The sequence below is a fragment of the Sphaerisporangium cinnabarinum genome, assembly GCF_055567015.1.
Map to the genome: position 1 here is coordinate 296,252 of NZ_JBVHRG010000005.1, position 22,446 is coordinate 318,697.

Sequence of the window (22,446 nt, forward strand, 5' to 3'; positions counted from 1 at the left end):
GGGCCGTCTCCGCCGGACGACCTCCCGCCGGACGTCCTCCGGCTGGGCCGCCCCGCGCGGGGCGGCAGCCCGATCTGCCTCAGTCCGTGCGCGGGTCGTCCGTCGCGGCGGCCGCGCGGTCGGTGTGGCCGAGCGACAGGTCCGGCGCGACGGCGTCGCGCACCCGGCGCTTGAGGTCCGGGATCTCGGGGAACCCGCCGTCGACGCGGCGGTCCCACAGCAGCACCGGCCCGTCCCCGGCGTCGAGCGTGACCCGGAAGACGCCGTCCGTGCCGGGCACGAGCGCCACCTCGCCCAGCCGGGTGCGGAACGTCTGGAGGAGCTCCTGCGCGACCCACGCCGCGCGCAGCAGCCAGCGGCACTGCGTGCAGTACTCGACCGCCACGCGCGCGGTCCCGCGCGCCTCCGTGGTCGCGTGGGTGCCGGGCTGACCGGCGTCGTCCGTCATGGCGCCCAGCGTACGGGCGGCGGCCCGGCGCGCGGGTGGCCGTCCACCGCCGTCGGGCCGGCTCAGACGCCCCGCTCGGCCGGGAGGCGGCCGCTCGTCACGGCGGCCTCGAGCGCGGCGTGGTCGCCCTCGACGACGTCCGCGTACGCGCGCGACCACCGCGCGAGGGACTCGTCGAACACGTCCGAGCGGCCGAGGTAGCCGTGCGCCACGCGCGCGCCCGGCGACTGGCTGTGCGCGCGGGCGAGCACGCGCCCGCACAGCTCCCCGTACCGCACGAACTGCGAGGCCGAGAGCCGGCCGAGCTCGACGGACCCCTTCATGTCGCGGAACTGGCGCCAGTAGAAGTCGACGCGCGGGCGGCCCGTGCGGTCGGGCGCCTCGACGGTCGTCCACCCCAGGAACGGGTCGGACTGCGCCTGCAGGATGCGCTGGGCGGCGACCACCCGGCGGCCCTGCGCGGGCAGGGCCCCGGCGGGCACGAGCCCGGACGGCAGCGCGTCGACCATCCCGCCGTACGTCGCGAGGACCGACGACGTCGCCTCCTTCACCTGCAGCACGAGCGGCTCCCCCGCGGGCCCCTCGAGGAGCACGATGTAGCAGCGCGTCCCGACGCTCCCGACGCCCACGACGCGCAGCACGAAGTCCACGACCGTGAACTGGCTCAGCAGGAGCCGGGCGTCGGCGCGCAGCGGCTCGCGGTACGCCTCGAACAGCGTCGTGAGCTCGTCGACGCTCGCGGTGCCCACGTGCTGGGTGACCGGCGGCTGGTCGACGATCCGCGTGCGGCCGTCGGCGGTCCGGCTCGTGATCTTCCGCACCACCTGCTCCGACGTGCGCCGCCGCGCCTTGCGCACGGTCCGCTCGAGCTCCTCGCGCCCGCCGTCGAGCAGCAGGGGCTCGATGACCGCGGTGTCGACGAGGAACGCGTAGCGCTCCAGGGCGTCGCGCGCGAACGCCTCGGCGAGCGTCTCGCGGTACCCGCGCACCGCGCCGCGCGCGGCGTCCGCGCAGTCGTGCTCGGCCAGGCCCTTGTCCCGCCCGCCCACGTACATGCTCGCCGCGAGGCGCTTGACGTCCCACTCCCACGGGGCGTCCGACGCCTCGTCGAAGTCGTTGAGGTCGAACAGGACCCGCCGCTCGGGCGACGCGAAGAGCCCGAAGTTGGAGACGTGCGCGTCCCCGCACGCGACGACGTGGACACCGGTCCGCGGACCGTCGCGCAGGTCGTGGGCCATCACCGCAGCGGTGCCGCGGTAGAAGGCGAAGGGCGACTCGAGCATCCGGCCGATGCGCAGCGGGACGAGGTCCTGCAGCCGGTCGCGGTTCTGCTCCTCGACGATCGCGACCGGGTCGCGCTCCGGCAGCAGCAGGGCGCCCTGCGTGCGGCGCGGCACCCGGTCGCGCAGCGCGCGCCCGACGGCACGGGACTCGGTCAGGGTTCGCGGGACGTCCACGGGTGCCTCCTCGCTCTCCGCAGTCGCACAGTAGCGCTCGCCAGGACGCGCGGCGCGGCGGTCGACGCGGCCCGGGGCGCTCCGGCGTCGGGGAGACTGGGGCGGTGACGACCCTCCCCGACCTCGACGCCCTCCTGGGGCGCCTGCGCACCGACGACGCCGGCCCGGCCCGGGAGGACGCACCGGTCGCCGTCGACCCGGCCGACCGCCTGCTGCTCGACGAGGCGGCGACCCTGCTCGCCGGCGTCGCGCCGGGGGCCGTGGCCGTCGTCGACGACCGGTACGGCGCCCTCACCCTGGGTGCGGCGCTGCTCACCGGGGCAGGACCTGCCGGGGGGCGCGTGCGCGTCCACCAGGACACGTGCACCGCGGAGGCGGCGCTCGACGCGAACGCGCGCGCGGTGGGGATGGGTGCGACGTACGACCGCCAGGGTCTGGGCCCTGGGCTGCTGGCCGGGGCACGGGTCGTGCTGCTGCGGCTCCCCCGCGGCCTCGCGGCGCTGCGCGACGTCGCGGAGCACGTCGCGCGGGAGGCCGGGCCGGACGTCGTGCTCCTCGGGACCGCGCGGGTCAAGCACATGACGCGCGCGATGAACGACGTCCTCGCCGAGTCGTTCGGCGAGGTGCGCGCGAGCCTCGCCCGGGGCAAGTCCCGCGTGCTCGTCGCGTCGGCACCCCGGTCGGGGCGCCCGCCGACCTACCCGGTCGTCACCGACCTGGCCGACGTCGGCCTGCGGGTCGCGGCGTTCGGCGCCGCCTTCGCGGGCGCGGGCCTGGACCTCGGCACGCGGTTCCTGCTGGACCGGCTCGGCGCGGACGACGGACCGACCCCCGTCGCGCAGGGTGCGCCGCCGCGCGACGTCGTCGACCTCGGGTGCGGGACGGGCCTGCTCGCCGCGTGGGCGGCCCGGCGCTGGCCCGAGGCGCGCGTGGTGGCCGCGGACCGCTCGGACGCCGCCGTCCGCTCGACGGCGCTCACCGCGCGCGAGAACGGCGTCGCCGACCGGGTGCGCACGGTGCGCGACGACGCAGGCGCGACCCTCGCGGACGCGAGCGCCGACGTCGTGCTGCTCAACCCGCCGTTCCACGACGGCGCCGCCGTGCGCACCGACGCGGCGCACCGCATGTTCGTGACCGCGGGGCGGGTGCTGCGACCGGGCGGGGAGCTGTGGTGCGTGTGGAACTCGCACCTGCGGTACCGCCGGGCGCTCGAGCGCGCGGTCGGCCCGACGGCGCAGGTCGCGCGCGACCCGCGCTTCACCGTGACGCGGTCCGTGCGGCGCTGAACGTCGGGTGCCCGTCGTCGGCGAACGCCGACGACGGGCACCCCGCGCTCACGACGTCACTGGACGTCGACGACGTCGACCACGAAGACGAGCGTGTCCGTGCCGCCGATGCCGGCCTGCGGCACGCCGCGCCGGCCGTAGCCGTGCTCCGGCGGGATCGAGAGCAGCACGCGGGACCCGACGTTCTGGCCCACGAGGCCCTTGTCCCAGCCGCCGATGACGGCGCCGACGCCGATGGGGAAGGCGATCGTGTCGCCGCGGTCGTAGGAGTTGTCGAAGACGTGCCCGCCCCAGGTCTGGCCGAGGTAGTGCACGACGATGTTGCGCCCCGACGTGACGGCCGGGCCGTCGCCCTCGGTGAGCACGACCACCTGCAGACCGCTGGGAGCGTCCGTCTCGGGGAAGGTGAGCGTCGGCTTCTCGCCGAAGGATCCCGAGGCGGTGGGGAGGGTGGGCTGGTCGGTCACGAGGGTGCCTCTCGTCGGGTGCAGGGAGACCCGCGCGGGCGCGGGTCTCCTTACCCTACGCGGCGCGCGCCGACCGGGCCGGGCGCACCGACCCGGGACTCTTGCCACGGTTGGCTAATGCCATTAGCCTTGGGGCTATGAACACGAGCCAGCACCCGACCGTGCGCCACCTCGCCCGCGCCGAGGGGCGCCTCGCCTACACCGACCAGGGCTCCGGCCCGCTCGTCGTCGCCGCGCCCGGCATGGGCGACCTGCGCGCCACCTATAACGACGTCGTCCCCCACCTCCTCGCCGCGGGCCACCGCGTGGTCGTCATGGACCTGCGCGGCCACGGCGACAGCGACACCACCTTCGCGACGCACGGCGACGAGGCGACCGCGTCCGACTACGTCGCGCTCGTCGAGCACCTCGCCGCCGGCCCGGCCGTCCTGCTGGGCAGCTCCATGGCGGCGTCGGCCGCCGTGGTCGCCGCGGCCCGGCGCCCCGACCTCGTGCGCGGCCTCGTCCTCCTCGACGGGTTCCTGCGCGAGCCGTCGTCGCCCGCGAGGCTCCGGGCGATGCGCGTGCTCTACCGTGTCGCGCTCGCACGACCGTGGGGTGCGGCCTTCTGGGCCTCGTTCTACGGCTCGCTGAACAAGGGCCGCACCCCCGCGCGCCTCGCCGCGCACCAGGCCGCGATCCGCGCCAACCTCTCCGAGCCGGGGCGCCTGCGCTCGTTCCGGGACCTCACCCTCCAGCTCGACCACCGCGTCGTCGAGCCGCGCGTCGCCCAGGTCGAGGCGCCCGTGCTCGCGGTCTACGGCGCGCTCGACCCCGACTACGCCGACCCGGCCGCCGAGGCAGCCTGGGCCGCGCAGTCGCTCGGCGCGACCACGCTCCTGCTGCCCGACGTCGGCCACTACCCCCAGCTCCAGGCGCCCGAGGAGGTCGTGGCCGCGACCCTCGACTTCCTCTCCGGGCTGCCCGACGGCGAGGCGCGCCCGGGCGCCGAGCGGTCGGAGGACGCTCGTGGCTAGGGCCGGGCTGTCCCACGACGCCGTCGTCGGCATCGCGCTCGACCTCGTCGACGCCGGCGGCCCGACGGGCTTCGCCGACCTCACGCTCGCGAAGGTCGCCGCGCAGGCGGGCGTCGCCACGCCGAGCCTCTACAAGCACGTCGGCTCGCTCGCGGCGCTGCGCCGCGAGGTCGCCGTCCTCTCCGTCGAGGACTGCACGCGCGCCCTCACGGACGCGACGGTCGGCCTCGCCGGGCCCGACGCCGTCGCCGCCCTCGCGCACGCGACCCGGCGGTACGCCCGGGCGCACCCCGGCCGGTACGCGGCCGTGCAGGTCGCCCCCGACCCGGACGACCCCGCGGACGCCGCGCTGTCGGCGGCCGCGGGGCGCAGCGTCCAGGTCGTCGCCGCGGTGCTGCGCGGGTTCGACCTCCCCGAGGACCGCACGGTGGACGCCGTCCGGTCCGTGCGCGCGAGCCTGCACGGCTTCGTCGCGCTCGAGCTCGGCGGCGGCTACCGCCTGCCCGACGACCTCGACCGCAGCTTCGACCTGCACGTCGGCGCGCTCCTCGCCGGGCTGGCGTCGCTCGCCCGTCCGCCCGCCGGAACCTGAGACGAGCGCCGGCCCGCCGGGGATCAGCGCGCGGCGACGAACCCCAGGAGGTCGTGCCGCGTGAGGACGCCGACCGGGTCGCCGTCCTCGACGACGAGCAGCGCGTCGGCGTCGTGCAGCGCGGCGCGCACCGCCTCGACACCCTCGCCCGCGCCGATGAGCGGGAAGCGGGGCTCCATGTGCTGGTCCACGCGGTCGGCGAGGGACGCGCGGCCGGAGAAGACGGCGTCGAGCAGCGCACGCTCGCTCACCGACCCGGCCACCTCACCGCTCTTCACGGGCGGCTCGGCGCCGACGACGGGCATCTGCGACACCCCGTACTCGCGCAGGATCTCGATCGCGTCGCGGACCGTCTCGCTGGGGTGCGTGTGCACGAGGTCGGGCAGGCGGCCGTCCTTCGCGCGCAGCACGTCGCCCGCGGTCACGCCCTCCTCGTCGGGCAAGAACCCGTAGGACCGCATCCACGCGTCGTTGAAGATCTTCGACAGGTAGCCGCGGCCGCTGTCCGGCAGCAGGACCACGATCACGGCCTTCGCTGCGGCGACCGGGTCCTCCTCCTCGAGCCGGCGCGCGAGGCGCAGCGTCGCCTCGACCGCCATGCCGCACGACCCGCCGACGAGCAGCCCCTCCTCGCGCGCGAGGCGGCGCGTCATCGCGAACGAGTCCGCGTCGGTGACCGGGATGACCTCGTCCGGGACGGCCGGGTCGTACGCGGCGGGCCAGAAGTCCTCGCCCACGCCCTCGACGAGGTAGGGGCGCCCGTCGCCGCCCGAGTAGACGGAGCCCGCCGGGTCGGCTCCGACGACGCGCACGCGCCCGCCGTCGGACTCCGCGCGGTCCGCCGAGACCTCCTTGAGGTACCGGCCAGTGCCCGTGATCGTGCCGCCGGTGCCGACCCCGGCGACGAAGTGCGTCACGCGGCCGTCGGTGTCGGCCCAGACCTCGGGGCCCGTGGACTCGTAGTGCGACGCCGGGCCGTTCGGGTTCGCGTACTGGTTCGGCTTCCACGCGCCCGGGATCTCGCGGACCAGCCGGTCGGAGACCGAGTAGTAGGAGTCCGGGTGGTCGGGGGCCACAGCGGTCGGCGTCACGACGACGCGCGCGCCGTACGCGCGCAGCACGTCGCGCTTGTCCTGGCTCACCTTGTCGGGGCAGACGAAGACGCAGTCGTACCCCTTGCGCTGCGCGACGAGCGCGAGGCCGACGCCCGTGTTGCCCGACGTGGGCTCCACGATCGTGCCGCCCGGCCGGAGCTCGCCCGACGCCTCCGCGGCCTCGACCATCTTCAGCGCGATGCGGTCCTTGACGGAGCCGCCGGGGTTCACGTACTCGACCTTGGCGAGGATCGTCGCGCTGAGGCCTTCGGTGACACGGGACAGCCGGACGAGCGGGGTACCGCCGACGAGCTCGGACACGTGCTCTGCGTATCTCATGCCCCGATCATCCCCGATCCGGGGCTGCGCGCGTGCCCGTCCGAGCTCGGCCCGCACGGGCGCCGGGAACGCCGATGGCTCGCGGCGGGAATTCCCGTACGGTGTAGAACGTTGAGGACCCCGACATCCCCGACCGAGAGGTGACCCGTGCCCGAGCCCACGACCGCCGCCACCCGCCCCGCGTCCACCGCGGCGGACACCGCGCCGCCCGCGCTCCCCCCGCTGCCCGACGTCGCCGCCCAGGCCGAGCGCCTCGTCGCGCTCGGCGCCCACGACGTCGCGGGTCTCCCGGAGGACGCGTTCCGCGCCGCGGCGGCCGACCTCGCGGCGACCGCGCCCGCGGGCGCGCTGCTCGTCGTCGACCCGGCGCTCGCGCCGCCGTCGGCCCTCGCTCCCCTGCTGCGGCTCCCGGCGAAGGACGGCGAGAAGGAGGGGTTCGTGGTCGTCGACATGACGGACGTCGACCGCTTCGCGCCGATCGAGGGGATCGTCGTGCCGCCCGGGCCGCTCTCGCTCGTGACGGGCGTCGACCGCGGCGACGACCTGGCGAGCTGGTCCCCGGACGAGGCGCTGCCGGAGCTCACCGCCCGCGGCCGGACGCCGCTCCTGCTGCACGAGGGCATCCACTGGGCGCTCCAGGCCCCGGACGTCCTCGCGCGCAACCACTGCTACATGACGGTCGGCTCGCGCCTGCGCAAGCCCGACGGCCGCCTCGACACCCGCACCCCCGCGCTCTGGATCTCGAACGGCACGGGACGCGACGGGCGGGAGCGCCGCGGCGCCCCGAAGGTCGGCTGGTGCTGGGCGGGCAACCGCCACACGTGGCTCGGCTTCGCCTCGGCCACGGGCCGCCTCCCCGCCTGACCCCCTACCCGCTGAGTGCGGGAGAGAGTCGCGGCACAGACGTCCGGCCGCGACTGTCTCCCGCACTCACGGGGTGGGGTGGGTGGCCCGTCAGCCGACGAGGCCCAGGATCGCGACGAGCACCACGACGACGCCGAGCACGACGACGAGCAGCGGGCGGTCCGAGGCCTCGGTCGCCACGAGGCGGCCGAGACCCGCGCCGACCGCGGCCGTGACCCCGACGACGGCGGCCGCGCCCGCGACGAGCGCGCCCCCGCCGCCTGCGCCGGCGTCGGCGAGCTGCCGGGCGATCCCGCCCGCGAGCAACGACCCCCAGAGCGCGCCCGCGACGAGCCCCAGCCCGGCGAACACGAGTGCGGCCCGGCGCTCCGTGGCGTCGCGCGTGATCCGGGTGCCGAGCCACGCGACGGCGGCACCCGCCGTCGGGACGCTGAGCAGGATGAGGAGCGCCGCGAACGAGAGCCACGCGGGCGGCGCGCCCGAGACGACCATGTAGAGGACCTGGACGCCGAGCATCGCCGCTGCCGCGACGACGAGCCCGGCCAGAAACACCGGCACCCGCGGCGGGAGGTCCGCCGCGGGTGCCGGTTCACGGGTGCTGCGCGCCACCGTCAGTCGCTGCTCTGCAGGATCGCGAAGAGGCGCAGGAACTCGAGGTAGAGCCAGATCAGCGTGACCATGAGGCCGAACGCGGCCGACCACGCGAACTTGGCGGGGACGCCGGCCTCGACGCCACGCTTGATCGAGTCGAAGTCGACGATGAGCGACGCGGCGGCCAGGCCGACCGCGATGAGCCCGACGACGATGCCGATCGTGCCGCCGCGCATGCCCCAGCCGTCGAGGACGCCGAAGAGCACGAGGACGACGTTGACGAGCGAGAACGCGAGGTACCCGACCATCGCGATGAGCAGCCAGCGCGTGAACTTCGGGGTGACGCGCACCTTGCCGGAGCGGAACAGGAACAGCGCGGCCGCGAAGGTCGCGACCGTCGCGAGGACCGCCTGGAAGACGATGTCCGTGAGGTTCCCGCCGTTGCCGACGGTCATGGTGCCGAACGCGAGGCTGATGCCACCGAGGAACAGGCCCTGGGCCACGGTGTAGGCGATGATCAGGGCCGGGCTGGGGTTGCGCTTGAACGCGTTGACCAGGCCGAGCACCAGACCGGCGACGGCGCCCAGCAGGTAGAGGAACGGCATCTGCGGCGTGAGGTACCACGACGCCGCCCCGACGACGACGAGCAGCGCGAGCAGGCCACCCGTCTTCATGATCACGTCGTCGTACGTGAGGCGCTTGGTGTCCGCCGTGGTCGCCGACGGTGCGCTGTACATCGCGTCGAGCTGCGCCGCGTCCGCGGTCTGGGCGCCGTAGGCACCCCACTGCGCGCCCTGCTGGGGCGTGCCGTACGCGGGGCCCTGGCCCTGCGCGGGCGGGCTCCCGTAGGCGGGTGCGGCCTGCGTGGCCGCCCCACCGCGCCGGTTCTTCGGCTCGCCGAAGACCGCGCTGTTGTTGAAGACGGGGTTGCTCATGAGCTCCTCCTGGTCGCGGCGTCCACTACCTCTCAGCGGGCCTCGTCATCGGCGTCTCGCCTCGAGTCGGGTGTCGCTGGCCTGTGTTCATCCTAGGGAACGTGCGAGCCCTGGCCACTGTTCCCGCGGGTTTTCTGCGCTTCGCGGGCGAAGTCCCGACCAGCGGACCACGTGCCCCGGCGCCACGTACGCCGCACGGCGTACACGTCCTGGCTCACGACGGCGGCAAGATACGTCGCAAGGTGGCTGCCCGACGCCGGGCCCGTCCGTAGGCTCGAGACGTACCTCGCGGTGAGGGGCCCGGTCGGACCGGAGCGACCTTCCCGCGGTGCACCAGGACCATCCCGGACGAACGACCCTCGGAGGGGCGAAGTCATGATCGAAGCACGCGGCCTGACCAAGAGGTACGGGCCCAAGACCGCGGTGGACGGCATCTCGTTCACCGTGCGTCCCGGGACCGTCACCGGCTTCCTGGGCCCCAACGGCGCGGGCAAGTCCACGACCATGCGCATGATCATGGGCCTGGACCGCCCCACCGCCGGGACCGTCACCGTCAACGGACGCCCCTACGCCCAGCACCGCTCGCCGCTGACCGAGGTCGGCGCGCTGCTGGACGCCAAGGCCGTCCACACCGGCCGCTCGGCCTACAACCACCTGCGCGCGATGGCCGCCACCCACGCCATCCCGACGAAGCGCGTGGACGAGGTCATCGAGATGACCGGCCTGCAGCCGGTCGCGAAGAAGCGCGTGGGCGGCTTCTCGCTCGGCATGGGCCAGCGCCTGGGCATCGCGTCCGCGCTGCTCGGCGACCCCAAGACCCTCATCCTGGACGAGCCCGTCAACGGCCTGGACCCCGAGGGCGTGCTGTGGGTGCGCAACCTCGCGCGCTACCTCGCTTCCGAGGGCCGCACCGTGTTCCTGTCGAGCCACCTCATGAGCGAGGTCGCCCTCACCGCCGACCACATCATCGTGATCGGCAAGGGCCGCATCATCGCGGACGCCCCGGTGAGCGACATCGTCAACGGCTCGCAGCAGCGCACGGTGCGCGTGCGGACCCCGCACGCGACGCAGCTCGCCGAGCTCCTCACGAGCGACGGCGCGACCGTCACGAGCGACGAGCCGAGCCTGCTCGTCGTCACGGGCGCGGACGCCCCCGGGATCGGCGAGCTCGCCGCGGCCAAGGGGTTCGTGCTGCACGAGCTCACGCCCGTCACGTCCACCCTCGAGGACGCCTACATGGCCCTCACCGCCGACTCGGTCGAGTACCAGACCGAGTCCGCGCAGCACCACATCGGGCACGGCGCCGCGGGCGCACCGGCCCCCACCGACTCCCTCGAAGGAGCGCAGCGATGAGCGCCACGACCCTCGCCACCGGCGCCGGCCCGACGGCGTCCCGCACCTCCCCCTACCGCCTCTCGTTCGGCCACGTGCTGCGCTCGGAGTGGATCAAGTTCCGCACCTTGCGCTCCACCTGGTGGACGCTCGGCATCACCGTCGTCGTCATGGTGGGCTTCTCGCTCATGTTCGCGGCCGTCATGTCCTCCATGGACTCCGCGGGCGTCTCGGCCGAGGAGGCCGGGATGGGCTCGACCGCCGGGATCGGTGTCACCGTGATCACGGTCGGCTACACGTTCGCGCAGCTGGCCGTGGCCGTGCTCGGGGCGCTCACCGTGACGGGCGAGTACTCGACCGGCATGATCCGCTCCACGCTCTCCGCCGTGCCCAGCCGTCTCCCCGCGCTCGCGGCGAAGATGATCGTCGTCGGCGTGGTGACCGCGGTGACGACCGTCGTGGCCGTCGGGCTGTCCTGGCTCGTGACGTACCCGATCCTGTCCGGCAAGGACATGACGGTGGACTTCTCGTCCGCGGACGACCAGCGGGCGCTGATCGGCGTGGTGCTGTACCTCACGACCGTCGCGCTCTTCTCCGTCGCGGTCGGCGTGCTGCTCCGGAGCTCCGCGGGGGCGATCTTCACGCTCGTCGCGGTGTTCTTCGTCCTCTCGATGGTCCTCGGGATCGTCATGGGCGTGACCGGTGCCGACTGGGTCCAGACGGTCTACAACTCCCTGCCCGCGTCCGCGGGTGAGCAGATCGTGCTCGGCGGCAACATGTCGGGCAGCGACACGATCGCGCCGTGGCCCGGCTACCTCGTCCTCGTCGGCTGGACCGTCGCGCTCGTCGCCGCGGCCGCCGTCGTGCTCAAGCGCCGGGACGCGTGACCACCCGGCCCACCACCCCGCCGACGCCGGACGAGCAGACCGCTCGTCCGGCGTCGGCCGTGGCGCGCCCGGAGCAGGCGGGTCCTGCTGCCCCGGCGAGCCCGGGCGCGTCGTCCCACCCCCTGCGCCCCGCGCCCGCTCCCTTCACCGAGCTCGACGCCCGTCGGCTCGGCCCCGTCCGGCGGTACTTCGCGCGGCACCCGGTCGTCATGGACTGGGTCGTCGTGGCGGTCTTCGTCGTGCCCGGCGTGCTGTACGCGCTCGCGGCGCCGCAGCCCCGGGGGGCGACGGCGCTGTCGCTCGTGTTCTTCCTCGTCGGCGGCACGCTCCTGTACTGGCGCCGCCGTCGTCCGGTCACGGTCGCGCTCGCGCTCACCGTGCTCGGCGTCGTGGCGATCGCCGTCACCGGCGACACGGCCGGGTTCGAGGTCGCGGCGATGTTCGCCGTCTACGCCGTCGCGGCGTCGCGCCCCTCGCGCATCGCGTGGCCCGTGCTCGCGATCGCCGTCCTCGCGCTCTCCGGCGCGACCTTGCTCTGGTACGACGTCGTCACCACCCCGGAGGGGGAGGTCCTGCGCCAGAGCGTCGAGCCGGGCCGCGCGACGGTCGACCGCATCGTCGGCATCCTCGTGACCACCATCCTCTGCCTCGTCGCGCTCGCGATCGGCACCAACGTGCGCGCCCGTCGCCAGCACGTGTCCGACCTCGTCGAGCGCGCCAACTCCATCGCGCGCGACCGCGACCAGCAGGCGCAGCTCGCCGCCGCCGCCGAGCGCACGCGCATCGCGCGCGAGATGCACGACGTCGTCGCGCACTCCCTCACCGTCATGGTCGCCCTCGCGGACGGTGCCAAGGCGTCGGGCGCGAAGAACCCCGAGCTCGCAGGCCACGCGCTCGACGAGCTCACCGCGACCGGCCGCGCCGCGCTCGCCGACATGCGGCGCGTGCTCGGCGTCCTGCGCGAGCCGGGCGGGGAGCAGACCGTGCCCCTCGCGCCCGCGCACGAGACGCCCGAGCTCGAGGAGATCGTCGAGCGGTTCCGCACCGCCGGGCTGCCCGTCCGGCTCGTGCGCTCCGGCCCGCAGCCGACGCCCGGCCCCGCCCTGCGCCAGACCGCGCACCGCATCGTCCAGGAGTCCCTGACGAACGTGCTGCGCTACGCACCCCTGTCCCCCATGGTCCTCGTCGAGGTGTCGCGCCGCGCCGAGCCGGGCGCCGACTGGCTCGAGCTGCGCGTCGTCAACCAGGCGGGCCGCCGCCCCGGGGAGGGCGCGAGCGCCGACGAGCGCGGGCTCCCGCCGGCCGTCGCGGAGCAGCACCCGCCCGGCGTCCCCGTCGGCACCGGCCGCGGGATCATCGGGATGCGCGAGAGGGCCGCGGTCTACGGCGGTACCGTGTCCGCGGGGCCGAGCGGGACCGGCTGGGAGGTGCGGGCGAGCCTGCGCCTCGACCTCGACCCCGGCCGCGAGGCCGGCGCACGCGACGACGGACGGGAACGCACATGACGGGAACGGGGGCACCGGTCCGGGTGCTGCTCGTCGACGACCAGGCCCTGCTGCGCATGGGCTTCCGCATGATCCTCGCCGCCGAGGACGACATCGAGGTCGTCGGCGAGGCTGGCGACGGCGAGACGGGCGTCGCCCAGGCGTCCGCGCTCGCGCCGGACGTCGTGCTCATGGACGTGCGCATGCCCGGCACGAACGGCATCGAGGCGACCGAGCGGATCGTCGCCGCCCAGCCCGGGTCGCGCGTCATCATCCTCACGACGTTCGACCTCGACGAGTACGCGTTCGCCGCGCTGCGCGCCGGAGCGAGCGGCTTCCTGCTCAAGGACGCCAAGCCCGGCGAGCTCGTCGGGGCGATCCGCGCCGTCGCGAGCGGCGACGCCGCCGTCTCCCCGCGCATCACGCGCCGCATGCTCGAGATGTTCTCCGGCCAGCTCCCGCAGGACGGCGCAGCCGGCCCCGCCCAGGCGCCGACCGGCCGGGACGACCCGCGTCTCGCCGAGCTCACCGCGCGCGAGCTCGAGGTCTTCGAGGCGCTCGGCGAGGGGCTGACGAACGCCGAGATCGCCGAGCGCTTCGTGCTCTCGGAGGCGACGGTCAAGACCCACGTCGGCCGCGTCCTCGGCAAGCTCGGCCTGCGCGACCGCGTCCAGGCCGTCGTGCTCGCCTACGAGACTGGCGTCGCCCGCCCTTCCTGACTGTCCCGACCCCGTGCCGAGCAGGTGGTTCTGGCGCGTCCAGGACATCTGACGCGCCAGAACCACCTGCTCGGCCCGCCGGGATCGCCTGGTCGGCGGGGGCCCGGCGGGTCCGGGGATGGTCGGGCGGTTCAGGCGTTCGCCGTCGTCTCCGCGGCGGCCGCCTTGTCGGCCTCGGCCTGGGCCGCAGCCTCCTCCTTGGCCGTCTTCTTCGCCGCGCGCTTCTCGCCGCGGCGCTCGGCGAGCGTGTAGAGCACCGGGACGACGACGAGCGTGAGCAGCGTCGAGCTCAGCAGGCCGCCGATGACGACGAGCGCGAGCGGCTGGGAGATGAACGCGCCGCCGCCCGTGATCCCGATGGCCATGGGCGTGAGCGCGAAGATCGTCGCGGCGGCGGTCATGACGATAGGGCGCAGGCGCTTGCGCGACCCCTCCATGACGGCGTCGTCGAGCGCACGTCCGCGCTCGCGGTACTGGTTGATGAGGTCGATGAGCACGATCGCGTTCGAGACCACGATGCCGACGAGCATGAGCAGGCCGATCAGGGCCGGCACGCCCAGCGGGGTCCCCGTGGCGAGCAGCAGGAGGAGCGCGCCCGTCGCGGCGAACGGGATCGACACGAGCAGGATGAACGGCTGCAGGAGGCTGCGGAACGTCGCGACCATGACGAGGTAGACGATGAGGATCGCGACCAGCAGCGCGAGGCCCAGGTCCGCGAAGGCGTCGGCCTGGTCGGCGGCGACGCCCCCGACCTCGACGGTCGCGCCGCCCTCGAGCTCGAGCCCGTCGATCGCGGTCGTGAGCTCGGTGGTCAGCGCACCGAGGTCCTGTCCCGCGGGCGTGACGGCGATCGTGGCGCTGCGCTCGCCGTCGACGCGCGTGATCGAGGTGGGGACCTCGACCTCCGCGACCTCGGCGACCTGCGTGAGCGGCACGGGCCCTGCGGCGGTGGGCAGCACGACCTGCTCGAGCTCCGCGACGGTCGCCGGGGCCTCGCCCGCGACCACGCGCACCTGGACCGGGCCGTCTCCGAGGTTCACCGTGCCGACCGGGGCCGGGGACATGGCCCCGGCGACCGTGCCGGCCACCTGCGTCTCCGTGAGCCCGACGGCGGCCGCGGCCTCGCGGTCGACGGTCACCTGGACGGTGGCCTGCGCGGCGGCGAGGTTGTTCGTGACCTGCGCGGCGCCGTCGGTCCCCTCCGCGAGCTCCTGCACCTCGGCGGCCGCCGCGGCGAGGGTGTCGGTGTCGGGGGCGCGGACCACGAGGTCGACCGTGGAGCTGCCGAACGCGGCGTCGGCGCCCGCGACCTCGATGCCCTCGCTCGCGTCGCCGCCCAGGCCGGAGACGGCGTCGCGCACGTCCTCCTGGGCGGCCACGGCGTCGGCGTCCGCGTCGAGCGTGACGGCGAACGTCGCCGTCGGGGACCCGCCGCCGCCGAAGAACGCGGCCTCCGGACCGCCCGCGGTGCCGACGGTCGTCTGGACCGTGGCGACGCCGTCGACGTCGAGGAGCGCCTCCTCGACGTCGCGCGCGGCGGCGTCCTGCGCGTCGAGCGACGTGCCCGGCGCGAACGACTCGGTGACGGTGAGCGTGTCCTGGCCGGTGTCGCCGAGGAAGTTCGTCTCGAGCCGCGGCACGAGCGCGAGCGTCCCGGCGAGGATCGCGACCGACACGCCGAGCGTGATCGCGGGGTGGCGCAGTGCGGCGCGCAGCGTCGGGAGGTACGCGCGCTGCCACAGCCCGCGACGCTCCTTGGCCTCCGCGGCGGCGCGGGCGCGCTCGCCCGCGAGGCGCGCGGCCTCCGGGTCGGCCGGGACGGGCGGGGACGTGATGAACCAGTACGCGAGGACCGGGACGATCGTCAGCGCGACGAAGAGCGAGGCGAGCATCGCGATGGCGACGGTGAGCGCGAACGGCCGGAAGAGCTCGCCGACCATGCCGCCCACGAGGGCGATGGGGAGGAACACGGCGACGGTCGCCACGGTCGAGGCGGTGATCGCGCCCGCGACCTCCTTGACCGCGCCGATGATGGCGCCGACCTTCTCCTCGCCGTAGGACAGGTGCCGCTTGATGTTCTCGATGACGACGATCGAGTCGTCGACCACGCGGCCGATCGCGACCGTCATCGCGCCGAGCGTGAGGATGTTGAGCGTGTAGCCCGTCGCGTTCATGACGATGAAGGTCACGAGCAGCGACAGCGGGATCGACACGGCGGAGACGAGCGTCGAGCGCAACGACGCGAGGAACAGCAGGATCACGACGACCGCGAAGAGGAGCCCGAGCAGGCCTTCCGTGGCGAGGCCCTCGATGGACTCCTCGATGAACGGGGCCTGGTCGAACACGACCTCGACGCGCACGTCCTGGGCGTCGAGCACGCCGGACAGGTCGTCGACCGCGTCCTGGACCGCGTGCGAGACCTCGACCGTGTTGCCGGCGGGCGTCTTGGTGATGGCGACGGCGAGCGCGGGCTCGCCGTCGAGGCGGGAGAACGACGTCGCGGGCTCGGGGCCCGCGGTGACGGTCGCGACGTCGCCGAGCGCGACGGGCTGGGTGCCGGGCGCCGCGGTCGGGGACACGAGGGGCAGCGCGGCGAGCTCGTCGACGCTCGTGACCGCGGTGCCGACCTGCACGCTGAGGGTGCGGTCGCCCTCCGCGACGGTGCCCGCGGGCACGACGACGCCGTTGTCCTGGAGGATCGTGGAGACCTGCTGCGGGCTGAGCCCGGCGGCGGCGAGCGCGGCCGGGTCGAGGGCGACCGTCACCTGCTGGTCGGCGACGCCGCTCACGGCGACGCTGCGGACCCCCTCGACGTCCTCGAGCGCGGGGACGAGGCTCGACGTCACGGTGTCCGCGAGCGCGGCCTCGTCCGCGCCGCCCGACACGGCGAGCTGGATGACCGGGAGGTCGTCCACGGAGCCCGTCACGACCTGCGGCTCGACGTCCTCGGGGAGCTGGGACTGCAGCCGGGTGACGGCCGTCTGGAGCTGCGAGGACGCGGCGTCCATGTCCGTGCCGTACGCGAACTGGACGGTGGTCACGGAGAGCCCGGTCGACGACGTCGACGTGACGTCCTCGACCCCCTTGACCCCGCGCGCGGCGGTCTCGACGGGGACGGTGACCTGCTGCTCGACGATCGCCGGGGCCGAGCCCGGGTACGCGCCGACGACGGCGGCCGTCGGGATCTGGAGGCTCGGGATGAGCTCCTGCTTGAGCGATCCCATGCTGATGACGCCGAAGATCGCGATCGCGACGGTGGCGAGCGCGACGAGCGCACGGTTGGCCAGCGACAGCCGGGCGAGACGGGACACGGAGCCTCCAGGGGTTCCAGGTCGGGTGGGAGACGACGTCGGCGTCGCGATTTCGTGAGCGTAACGCGAAGCATCTCGGGATGGTTCCCGTGCCCACCGATAGAGTCGGCGCCGTGACCCACCCCGCCGACGACGAGCGCGCGGCGCTCGCCCGGCGCCTCGAGGACGCACAGCGCCGGCTCGCCGATGCGCTGCTCGCGCAGCGCCTCGAGCCGCTGCTCCGCACGACGCTGACCGTTCCCCAGCTCCGCGCGCTCGCCGTGCTGCAGCTCGACGGCGAGACGAGCTCGCACCGGCTCGCGGACGTGCTCGGCATCTCCCCCGCGACGCTCTCGGGGATCGTGGACCGGCTCGAGGCGGCAGGGATGGCGTCGCGCCGCCCCGACCCGCGGGACGGTCGCGTGCGCCTCGTCGCCGCGACCCCGGGCGGTGCCGCGGCGGTGCGTCGGCTCGTCGCGCAGGAGGACGAGCCCCTCACGGACCTCCTCGACCGGCTCGACGTCGCGGACCTGCGCGCCCTCGCCGTCGGGATCGAGGCCCTCGCCCGGGTCGCGGAGGCGACCCGGACGACCTCGCAGGACTGAGGGTCCCGGGCCGCGCGGCCCGGGATCCTCCCGGCGTGGACGACGTCGGCGGCTCAGACCTCGCCGAGCGCCTCCTCGGGCGTCCCCTCGACGGTCCGGGCCCGGCGGTCCCACCGGGACCACAGGACGCGCTCGCCGAGCTCGCCCGCCATGCGGTGCCCGAACGCCACGAACACGACGACGCCGAGCACGAGGACCCCCGCCCCGAGCCAGAAGGGGGCCGTCGCGGAGACCGGGTGCAGCAGGCCCGCGATCACCGGCGCGGGGGCGGCGAAGCCCCAGCGCACGAGGTTGAACGCGCCGGTCGTCACGCGGCGGTCGGGGTCGCCGAGCGCGAGCGAGAGGTCCGTGAGGTTGGCGTTCGCGATACCCATGAACACGCCGGCCCCGACGAGCACGACGACGGACCAGGCGGTCCCGAGGTCCAGCGCGAGGAGCACGAGCGCGACGAGGACGCCCACGACGGCCACCCCCAGCGTCTGGACGGCGCCGACACGGTGCGCGAGCCGGTGCCCGACGACGAGGATCCCGACCGCGAGCCCCACGCCCCACGCGGTGAAGACGAGCCCGAGCGGCACGACGCCGAGACCGAGGAACACCGGGGTGTACCCGAGCACGACGAAGAAGCAGAAGTTGTACGCGGCGGTGACCGCGGCGAGCGCGAGGAAGCCGGGCTTGCGGAACAGGCGGAAGACCTGGCCGACGCGCAGCGGCGCGGGCTTCTCCGCGGGGTCCTTGAGCCGCGTCACGGACACGAGCAGCGCGACGAGCATGAACACGCCGCACACGAAGAACGGCACGCGCCACGAGATGCCGCCGAGCAGACCGCCGAGGAGCGGCCCGACGGCGAAGCCGAGGCCGACGCACGTCTCGAAGAGCTCGACGACCCACTCGCGGTCGTTCGCGAGGGAGACGAGGAGCACCATCGCCGTCGCGAAGAACATCGCGTTGCCCAGACCCCACAGGCCACGGAGTGCGGCGAGCTGGCCGATGCTCGTGCTCAGTGCCGCGAGCACGGCCGCGACGGCCACCAGGCTGACGCCCGTGGCGAGGATCTTCTTGTACCCGAAGCGCCCGGTCGCCATGACGGCGGGGATCATGCCGAGCGCCATGACGGCGATGTAGGCGGTGAAGAGGAGCTCGATCTGCCAGGTCGACGCCCCGATCTCCTCGCCGATCACGGGCAGGATCGGGTCGACGACGGCGATGCCGGCGATCGCGAAGAACGCGGTGAGGGCGGTCGCGTAGATGGCGGTGCGGTTCGGTTCGTTGCGCGTGGAGGCCACTCGGTCGCACTTCCTGGTGAGGGGAGACCGCCGCGCGAGGGACGGCGGCAGGAAAGTGCCTGTAGCTAACAGGCAACTCTTTGTACAATACACCTATGACGGTTGCCGAGGGAAACGATCTGCCGCAGGTCGACGCGCGCGGCGACGCGACCGCCCAGGACGTGCTGGGCACGATCGAGCTCGAGGTCGCCCAGCTCCTGCGCCGCGCGGAGCGCACGCGCGCCTCGGGGAGCCCCGGCACGTCGCGCCGTGGCGGCACGCTCGACCGGTCGGGCTACCTCCTGCTCCACACGCTCGGCACGCACGGCCCGCTCCACGTCAACGCGCTCGCCGAGCGCCTCGGCCTCGACGCCTCCACCGTGACCCGCCAGGTGGTCGCGCTGGAGCGGGCCGAGCACGTGCGCCGGGTCCGGGACCCGCACGACGGGCGCGCCGTCGTCGTCGAGCCCACGAGCGCAGGGCTCGACGAGCTCGCCGCCCACCGCGTCGCGCGCACCGAGCTCTACGCGGACGTGCTCGGGGACTGGTCCCGACTCGACCGGGCGCTCCTCGCCGAGCTCCTCGGCCGGCTCAACGACGACCTCGACGCCTACCGTCGCCGCCGCGACGACACCTGACGGCCCGACCGCGCGTCACCGCCGCACCGGCACGTGACCGCCGGGCCACGCGTCCTCAGGCGCCGGGGAGCGCCCACCGCAGCAGGCGCGTCACCGCCTCCCCCGCCGGGTGCGCCCACCGCTGCGGCAGACCCCGCACGCGCGGCATGCCCGCGCGCGCCCAGTCCGGCAGCGACGTCCGCGCGGCCACCGCGAGCCCCGCGTACACCCGGCGCACCGCCCACGGCAGCGGCGGCTCGACGAGGAGGAACCGCGCGGCGTCGAGCGCGGCCGGGGTGAGGCCGAGCACCGGCCGGTAGCCGGCGACGGCGTCGTCCAGCTCGCGCACGGTGACGGGCACGTCCTCGACACCCAGGGCGCGGCCGACCACGGCGGCCTGCGCGACGTACTCGTCGCACCCGGCGGCGTCGAGCGGGCGGTGCCCGAACTCCTGGTGCGCCACGAGGAAGCTCTGCGTCTCGGCGACGTGGACCCAGCGCAGCAGGTCCGGGTCGCTCGCGCGGTAGGGACGGCCGTCGGGCGCGACGCCGCGGACCCGCTCGTGGACCGCTCGGACGGCAGCCACGGCTCGGGCGGCGTCGTCGGCCGTCCCGAAGGTCGTCGTGGCGATGAAGGTCGAGGTCCGCTGGAGGCGCCCCCAGGGGTCCCCCCGGTAGCCCGAGTGCGCGGCGACCCCGGCCATCGCGAGCGGGTGCAGGCTCTGCAGGAGCAGCGCACGCAGGCCGCCGACGAACATCGACGCGTCGCCGTGCACACGCTGCACCGCGGACCCCGCCGGGAACCAGCGCGGGCCGGGCGTCTCGTGGATGCGCGCCCGCGTCGCGGTGGCGTCCGGGCCCGCGACCCGCAGGAAGATGGCGCGCTCCGCCGCGCCGCGCACCCGCTCCGCCACCTGCGTCATGCGCTCGATGCTCGCACCTCGCGCGCTCCCCCGCTCCCCGCACGGGCTCGTCGAGAACATGCCAACATCTCGTTGCAAAGAACCTCTTGCAAATGATTCTTTGCATTGCTACGGTCGTCGCATGCCCTCCGACGCCGCCCCGACGCCCGACCCGACCGAGCGCCACCCCGCTCTCGGTCCCGCGCGGCTCAAGGCGCTCGCGCACCCCCTGCGGGTGCAGATCCTCGACCTGCTCTCGACGCACGGCGCGCTCACCGCGAGCCGCCTCGCGGACCTCGTGGGCGAGTCCAGCGGGTCGATGAGCTACCACCTGCGCCAGCTCGCGCGGCACGGCTTCGTCCGCGAGGTCGCGGGCCGTGGGACGGCGCGCGAGCGTTGGTGGGAGCGCCCGCCGGGCGGGTTCACGGTCGACATCCCGAACGACGAGGAGGATGCCGCCGCGACGCTCGCCGGTGCGATGGTGAGCCGCGAGTTCGAGTCCGCGCGGGCACGCAAGATCCAGGCGTTCCTCGAGCGCTCCCCCGAGCTGCCGACGCGATGGCTCGACGGCAGCCGCCTGACGACGACGAGCCTTTGGCTCACCGCCGACCAGCTGCTCGAGGTCGCGGAGGCGTGGGACGCGTTCGACGCGACGCTCCAGCGGTTCCAGGGCCAGGAGCAGACGCCGGGCGCACGGCCCGTGCAGATCCACTTCAACGTCTTCCCGACGATCGACGGCAAGGAGAACCCCTCATGAGCGCGTGCTCCCCCACCCTGCCCCGCACGGTCGAGCCCCGAGGCGCGGACCGCCTGCTCGTCCTCGTGGGCTCGGCCCTGGCCGACCTCGGCCGCCGCCGTGCGGCCGCCCGGTCTCGGGCGGCGGCCACCCCGCGCGCCGCGGAGGCCGCCGTCCGCCCGGACGGCGCGGCGCTCCGCAGGGCCGAGGACAGCACACGCGACCGGGCGGCGCTGTCCCGTGCGTCCCTTCTGCCCTGATCGGCGGAATTTTCCACCCCCCATGGGGACTGCTCCCCATGCCCTGAGCCACCCCGCCTCGGTTACCCTCGTCGGGGCGTTCTGCGGGCAGTCTGCGGGCACCGGAGCACCCGTCTCCCCACGTCCCCGCCGCTCGGCGGGACCAGGAGACGGCGTGCCCGCCCAGGGACAGAGGAGCACAGGTGGGTCTTCTCACGACCATCCGCGAGCATCGTCGTACCGTCGCGTCGGTGAGCACCGTGTCGGTGTTCTCCACGGCGCTGGTCGGCATGGCCCTGCTCTACGAGGGCGAGGCCACGGCGGACGTGGACCTCAACGACTCGGGCGTGTGGGTGACGAAGACGTCGGCCGGCCTGGTGGGGCGGTTCAACTACGAGTCCCAGGCGATGGACGGGACGCTCAACGCGGGCAGCGCGTCGTTCGACGTGCAGCAGGACGCGGGCCGCGTGCTCCTCGACGACCAGGGGACGAGCACGTCGTCCCCGGTCGACGTCGCCCACCTCAAGCTCACCGGGCAGATCCGTCTGCCGGCGGGGGCGCAGGTCGCGTCCGGGGGCGCGACGACCGCGATCCTCGACGGCGAGGAGGGCCTGCTGTGGGTCCTCCCGTTCGACGGCGCCACCTCGTTCGACGCCGAGAAGCTCGACCCGACCGCCGAGGTCGGCGGCGACGGCGCGCTGACCGTGTCCGAGGACGGGACGGTCTTCGTCGCGGTCCCGTCGACCGGAGCGCTGTGGACCGTCGAGACCACGAGCAAGGGCGCCGTCTTCGGCGACCCGGCCTCGACGTCCCTGCCGGTGGGCAAGGGCGCCGAGGTCGAGGTGACGGCCGTCGGTGACGAGCCCGTCGTCCTCGACCGCTCCGCCTCGCAGCTCGTGCTGCCCGGCGGCAGGACGGTCGCGATCGAGGGCGCGGAGCAGGCGCGGCTCCAGCAGCCGTCCGCCGGGTCGGGCGACGTCGTCGTCGCCACGACGGAGGCGCTCGTGACCCAGCCCCTGAAGGGCGGCGACGCCCAGCGCCGCGCCGCCCAGGGCGTCCCGGCCGCCCCGGTGCGCCTCGGGTCGTGCACGTACGGGGCGTGGGCCTCGACCGGCCAGGTGGTCCGCGACTGCGAGGGCACCGACCGCGACGTCGACGAGCGGCTCGAAGGCCTGGACCCCCAGACCCGCCTGGAGTACCGGGTGAACCGGCAGGTGATCGTGCTGAACGACCTGTCGGCGGGGACGTTGTGGATGGCGGCGGACGAGTACCAGAAGGTCGA

22 protein-coding genes are annotated in these 22,446 nt (G+C 74.8%); 13 read left to right on the forward strand and 9 right to left on the reverse strand.

Translation table 11 applies throughout. From position 1 onward, the window contains the following. Nucleotides 1–79: 79 nt before the first annotated feature. Entirely contained in the window at nt 80–448 is a 369-nt protein-coding gene (locus tag ACZ4MO_RS10025) for a SelT/SelW/SelH family protein (RefSeq protein ID WP_175009070.1), read from the reverse strand. A gap of 62 nt (nt 449–510) precedes the next feature. After that, on the reverse strand, nt 511–1,905 hold the full coding sequence (locus tag ACZ4MO_RS10030; protein ID WP_175009069.1) for a DUF2252 family protein: 1,395 nt from the start codon (nt 1,903–1,905) through the stop codon (nt 511–513). A gap of 104 nt (nt 1,906–2,009) precedes the next feature. Here ACZ4MO_RS10030 and ACZ4MO_RS10035 point away from each other — a divergent pair, with 104 nt between their 5' ends. Further along, the gene (locus tag ACZ4MO_RS10035) at nt 2,010–3,191 is read left to right on the forward strand and encodes a methyltransferase (RefSeq protein ID WP_175009068.1); all 1,182 of its coding nucleotides are present in this window, start codon (nt 2,010–2,012) and stop codon (nt 3,189–3,191) included. A 56-nt stretch (nt 3,192–3,247) separates the two neighbouring features. On the opposite strand, the gene ACZ4MO_RS10040 is transcribed toward ACZ4MO_RS10035, so the two are convergent. Continuing rightward, nucleotides 3,248–3,658 carry an FKBP-type peptidyl-prolyl cis-trans isomerase gene (locus tag ACZ4MO_RS10040; protein WP_175009067.1) on the reverse strand — a complete coding sequence of 137 codons (411 nt, stop codon included), beginning with the start codon at nt 3,656–3,658 and terminating at the stop codon, nt 3,248–3,250. 137 nt (nt 3,659–3,795) lie between these two features. On the opposite strand from ACZ4MO_RS10040, the gene ACZ4MO_RS10045 reads away from it, so the two are divergent. Then, entirely contained in the window at nt 3,796–4,674 is an 879-nt protein-coding gene (locus ACZ4MO_RS10045; RefSeq protein ID WP_175009066.1) for an alpha/beta fold hydrolase, read from the forward strand. After that, nucleotides 4,667–5,266 carry a WHG domain-containing protein gene (locus ACZ4MO_RS10050; RefSeq protein ID WP_175009065.1) on the forward strand — a complete coding sequence of 200 codons (600 nt, stop codon included), beginning with the start codon at nt 4,667–4,669 and terminating at the stop codon, nt 5,264–5,266. The genes ACZ4MO_RS10045 and ACZ4MO_RS10050 overlap by 8 nt, the downstream gene beginning before the upstream one ends. A gap of 23 nt (nt 5,267–5,289) precedes the next feature. On the opposite strand, the gene ACZ4MO_RS10055 is transcribed toward ACZ4MO_RS10050, so the two are convergent. Continuing rightward, nucleotides 5,290–6,699, reverse strand: coding sequence for a cystathionine beta-synthase (locus tag ACZ4MO_RS10055; protein WP_175009064.1), 1,410 nt, complete (start codon nt 6,697–6,699; stop codon nt 5,290–5,292). Nucleotides 6,700–6,846: 147 nt separating this feature from the next. Here ACZ4MO_RS10055 and ACZ4MO_RS10060 point away from each other — a divergent pair, with 147 nt between their 5' ends. Beyond that, nucleotides 6,847–7,563: a DUF5701 family protein gene (locus ACZ4MO_RS10060; protein ID WP_222592393.1), complete on the forward strand. Its 717-nt coding sequence runs from the start codon at nt 6,847–6,849 to the stop codon at nt 7,561–7,563. A 90-nt stretch (nt 7,564–7,653) separates the two neighbouring features. Here the strand turns inward: ACZ4MO_RS10060 and ACZ4MO_RS10065 are convergent, their stop codons facing one another. Beyond that, nucleotides 7,654–8,121: a hypothetical protein gene (locus ACZ4MO_RS10065; RefSeq protein ID WP_175009063.1), complete on the reverse strand. Its 468-nt coding sequence runs from the start codon at nt 8,119–8,121 to the stop codon at nt 7,654–7,656. A 53-nt stretch (nt 8,122–8,174) separates the two neighbouring features. Next, nucleotides 8,175–9,089 (reverse strand): Bax inhibitor-1/YccA family protein, encoded by a 915-nt coding sequence (locus ACZ4MO_RS10070; protein WP_108047835.1) that lies wholly within the window; start codon nt 9,087–9,089, stop codon nt 8,175–8,177. 375 nt (nt 9,090–9,464) lie between these two features. Between ACZ4MO_RS10070 and ACZ4MO_RS10075 the strand changes: the two genes are divergently transcribed. From ACZ4MO_RS10075 to ACZ4MO_RS10090, 4 genes are read left to right on the forward strand one after another with little or no spacing between them, the layout of a single operon-like run. Next, the gene (locus ACZ4MO_RS10075; RefSeq protein WP_175009062.1) at nt 9,465–10,442 is read left to right on the forward strand and encodes an ATP-binding cassette domain-containing protein; all 978 of its coding nucleotides are present in this window, start codon (nt 9,465–9,467) and stop codon (nt 10,440–10,442) included. Beyond that, nucleotides 10,439–11,308, forward strand: a complete 870-nt coding sequence (locus ACZ4MO_RS10080) for an ABC transporter permease subunit (protein ID WP_175009061.1) — start codon at nt 10,439–10,441, stop codon at nt 11,306–11,308. Before ACZ4MO_RS10075 ends, ACZ4MO_RS10080 begins: the two co-directional genes overlap by 4 nt. Beyond that, nucleotides 11,305–12,813 (forward strand): histidine kinase, encoded by a 1,509-nt coding sequence (locus ACZ4MO_RS10085; protein ID WP_175009060.1) that lies wholly within the window; start codon nt 11,305–11,307, stop codon nt 12,811–12,813. Before ACZ4MO_RS10080 ends, ACZ4MO_RS10085 begins: the two co-directional genes overlap by 4 nt. Continuing rightward, complete coding sequence (locus ACZ4MO_RS10090; RefSeq protein WP_175009059.1) at nt 12,810–13,511, forward strand: response regulator; 702 nt, start codon at nt 12,810–12,812, stop codon at nt 13,509–13,511. Before ACZ4MO_RS10085 ends, ACZ4MO_RS10090 begins: the two co-directional genes overlap by 4 nt. A gap of 131 nt (nt 13,512–13,642) precedes the next feature. Here the strand turns inward: ACZ4MO_RS10090 and ACZ4MO_RS10095 are convergent, their stop codons facing one another. Then, on the reverse strand, nt 13,643–16,822 hold the full coding sequence (locus tag ACZ4MO_RS10095; RefSeq protein ID WP_175009058.1) for an efflux RND transporter permease subunit: 3,180 nt from the start codon (nt 16,820–16,822) through the stop codon (nt 13,643–13,645). 113 nt (nt 16,823–16,935) lie between these two features. On the opposite strand from ACZ4MO_RS10095, the gene ACZ4MO_RS10100 reads away from it, so the two are divergent. Next, a complete protein-coding gene (locus ACZ4MO_RS10100) occupies nt 16,936–17,406 on the forward strand; it encodes a MarR family transcriptional regulator (RefSeq protein WP_186810443.1) in 471 nt (156 codons plus the stop codon). Between the two features lie 53 nt (nt 17,407–17,459). On the opposite strand, the gene ACZ4MO_RS10105 is transcribed toward ACZ4MO_RS10100, so the two are convergent. Continuing rightward, nucleotides 17,460–18,692, reverse strand: coding sequence for an MFS transporter (locus tag ACZ4MO_RS10105; RefSeq protein WP_175009056.1), 1,233 nt, complete (start codon nt 18,690–18,692; stop codon nt 17,460–17,462). A gap of 95 nt (nt 18,693–18,787) precedes the next feature. Here ACZ4MO_RS10105 and ACZ4MO_RS10110 point away from each other — a divergent pair, with 95 nt between their 5' ends. Then, the gene (locus tag ACZ4MO_RS10110) at nt 18,788–19,309 is read left to right on the forward strand and encodes a MarR family transcriptional regulator (RefSeq protein ID WP_175009055.1); all 522 of its coding nucleotides are present in this window, start codon (nt 18,788–18,790) and stop codon (nt 19,307–19,309) included. A gap of 55 nt (nt 19,310–19,364) precedes the next feature. Here ACZ4MO_RS10110 and ACZ4MO_RS10115 read toward each other — a convergent pair whose 3' ends face one another. Then, nucleotides 19,365–20,210 (reverse strand): oxygenase MpaB family protein, encoded by an 846-nt coding sequence (locus tag ACZ4MO_RS10115; RefSeq protein ID WP_175009193.1) that lies wholly within the window; start codon nt 20,208–20,210, stop codon nt 19,365–19,367. A gap of 121 nt (nt 20,211–20,331) precedes the next feature. On the opposite strand from ACZ4MO_RS10115, the gene ACZ4MO_RS10120 reads away from it, so the two are divergent. The 3 genes from ACZ4MO_RS10120 to ACZ4MO_RS10130 form a co-directional block, all read left to right on the forward strand. Then, nucleotides 20,332–20,946, forward strand: coding sequence for an ArsR/SmtB family transcription factor (locus tag ACZ4MO_RS10120; protein ID WP_499278794.1), 615 nt, complete (start codon nt 20,332–20,334; stop codon nt 20,944–20,946). Continuing rightward, nucleotides 20,943–21,185 carry a hypothetical protein gene (locus ACZ4MO_RS10125; protein WP_175009053.1) on the forward strand — a complete coding sequence of 81 codons (243 nt, stop codon included), beginning with the start codon at nt 20,943–20,945 and terminating at the stop codon, nt 21,183–21,185. The genes ACZ4MO_RS10120 and ACZ4MO_RS10125 overlap by 4 nt, the downstream gene beginning before the upstream one ends. A 230-nt stretch (nt 21,186–21,415) precedes the next feature. Continuing rightward, a partial coding sequence (locus ACZ4MO_RS10130) for a hypothetical protein (RefSeq protein ID WP_499278796.1) occupies nt 21,416–22,446 on the forward strand: 1,031 nt, incomplete at its 3' end.

What these genes read in the sequence shown, in the direction of transcription:
- ACZ4MO_RS10045 (WP_175009066.1), top strand. Translation starts at nt 3,796, where the DNA reads ATGAACACGAGCCAGCACCCGACCGTGCGCCACCTCGCCCGCGCCGAG.
- ACZ4MO_RS10025 (WP_175009070.1), bottom strand. Translation starts at nt 448, where the DNA reads ATGACGGACGACGCCGGTCAGCCCGGCACCCACGCGACCACGGAGGCG.
- ACZ4MO_RS10080 (WP_175009061.1), top strand. Translation starts at nt 10,439, where the DNA reads ATGAGCGCCACGACCCTCGCCACCGGCGCCGGCCCGACGGCGTCCCGC.
- ACZ4MO_RS10075 (WP_175009062.1), top strand. Translation starts at nt 9,465, where the DNA reads ATGATCGAAGCACGCGGCCTGACCAAGAGGTACGGGCCCAAGACCGCG.
- ACZ4MO_RS10110 (WP_175009055.1), top strand. Translation starts at nt 18,788, where the DNA reads ATGACGGTTGCCGAGGGAAACGATCTGCCGCAGGTCGACGCGCGCGGC.
- ACZ4MO_RS10120 (WP_499278794.1), top strand. Translation starts at nt 20,332, where the DNA reads ATGCCCTCCGACGCCGCCCCGACGCCCGACCCGACCGAGCGCCACCCC.
- ACZ4MO_RS10115 (WP_175009193.1), bottom strand. Translation starts at nt 20,210, where the DNA reads ATGACGCAGGTGGCGGAGCGGGTGCGCGGCGCGGCGGAGCGCGCCATC.
- ACZ4MO_RS10125 (WP_175009053.1), top strand. Translation starts at nt 20,943, where the DNA reads ATGAGCGCGTGCTCCCCCACCCTGCCCCGCACGGTCGAGCCCCGAGGC.
- ACZ4MO_RS10055 (WP_175009064.1), bottom strand. Translation starts at nt 6,699, where the DNA reads ATGAGATACGCAGAGCACGTGTCCGAGCTCGTCGGCGGTACCCCGCTC.
- ACZ4MO_RS10070 (WP_108047835.1), bottom strand. Translation starts at nt 9,089, where the DNA reads ATGAGCAACCCCGTCTTCAACAACAGCGCGGTCTTCGGCGAGCCGAAG.
- ACZ4MO_RS10090 (WP_175009059.1), top strand. Translation starts at nt 12,810, where the DNA reads ATGACGGGAACGGGGGCACCGGTCCGGGTGCTGCTCGTCGACGACCAG.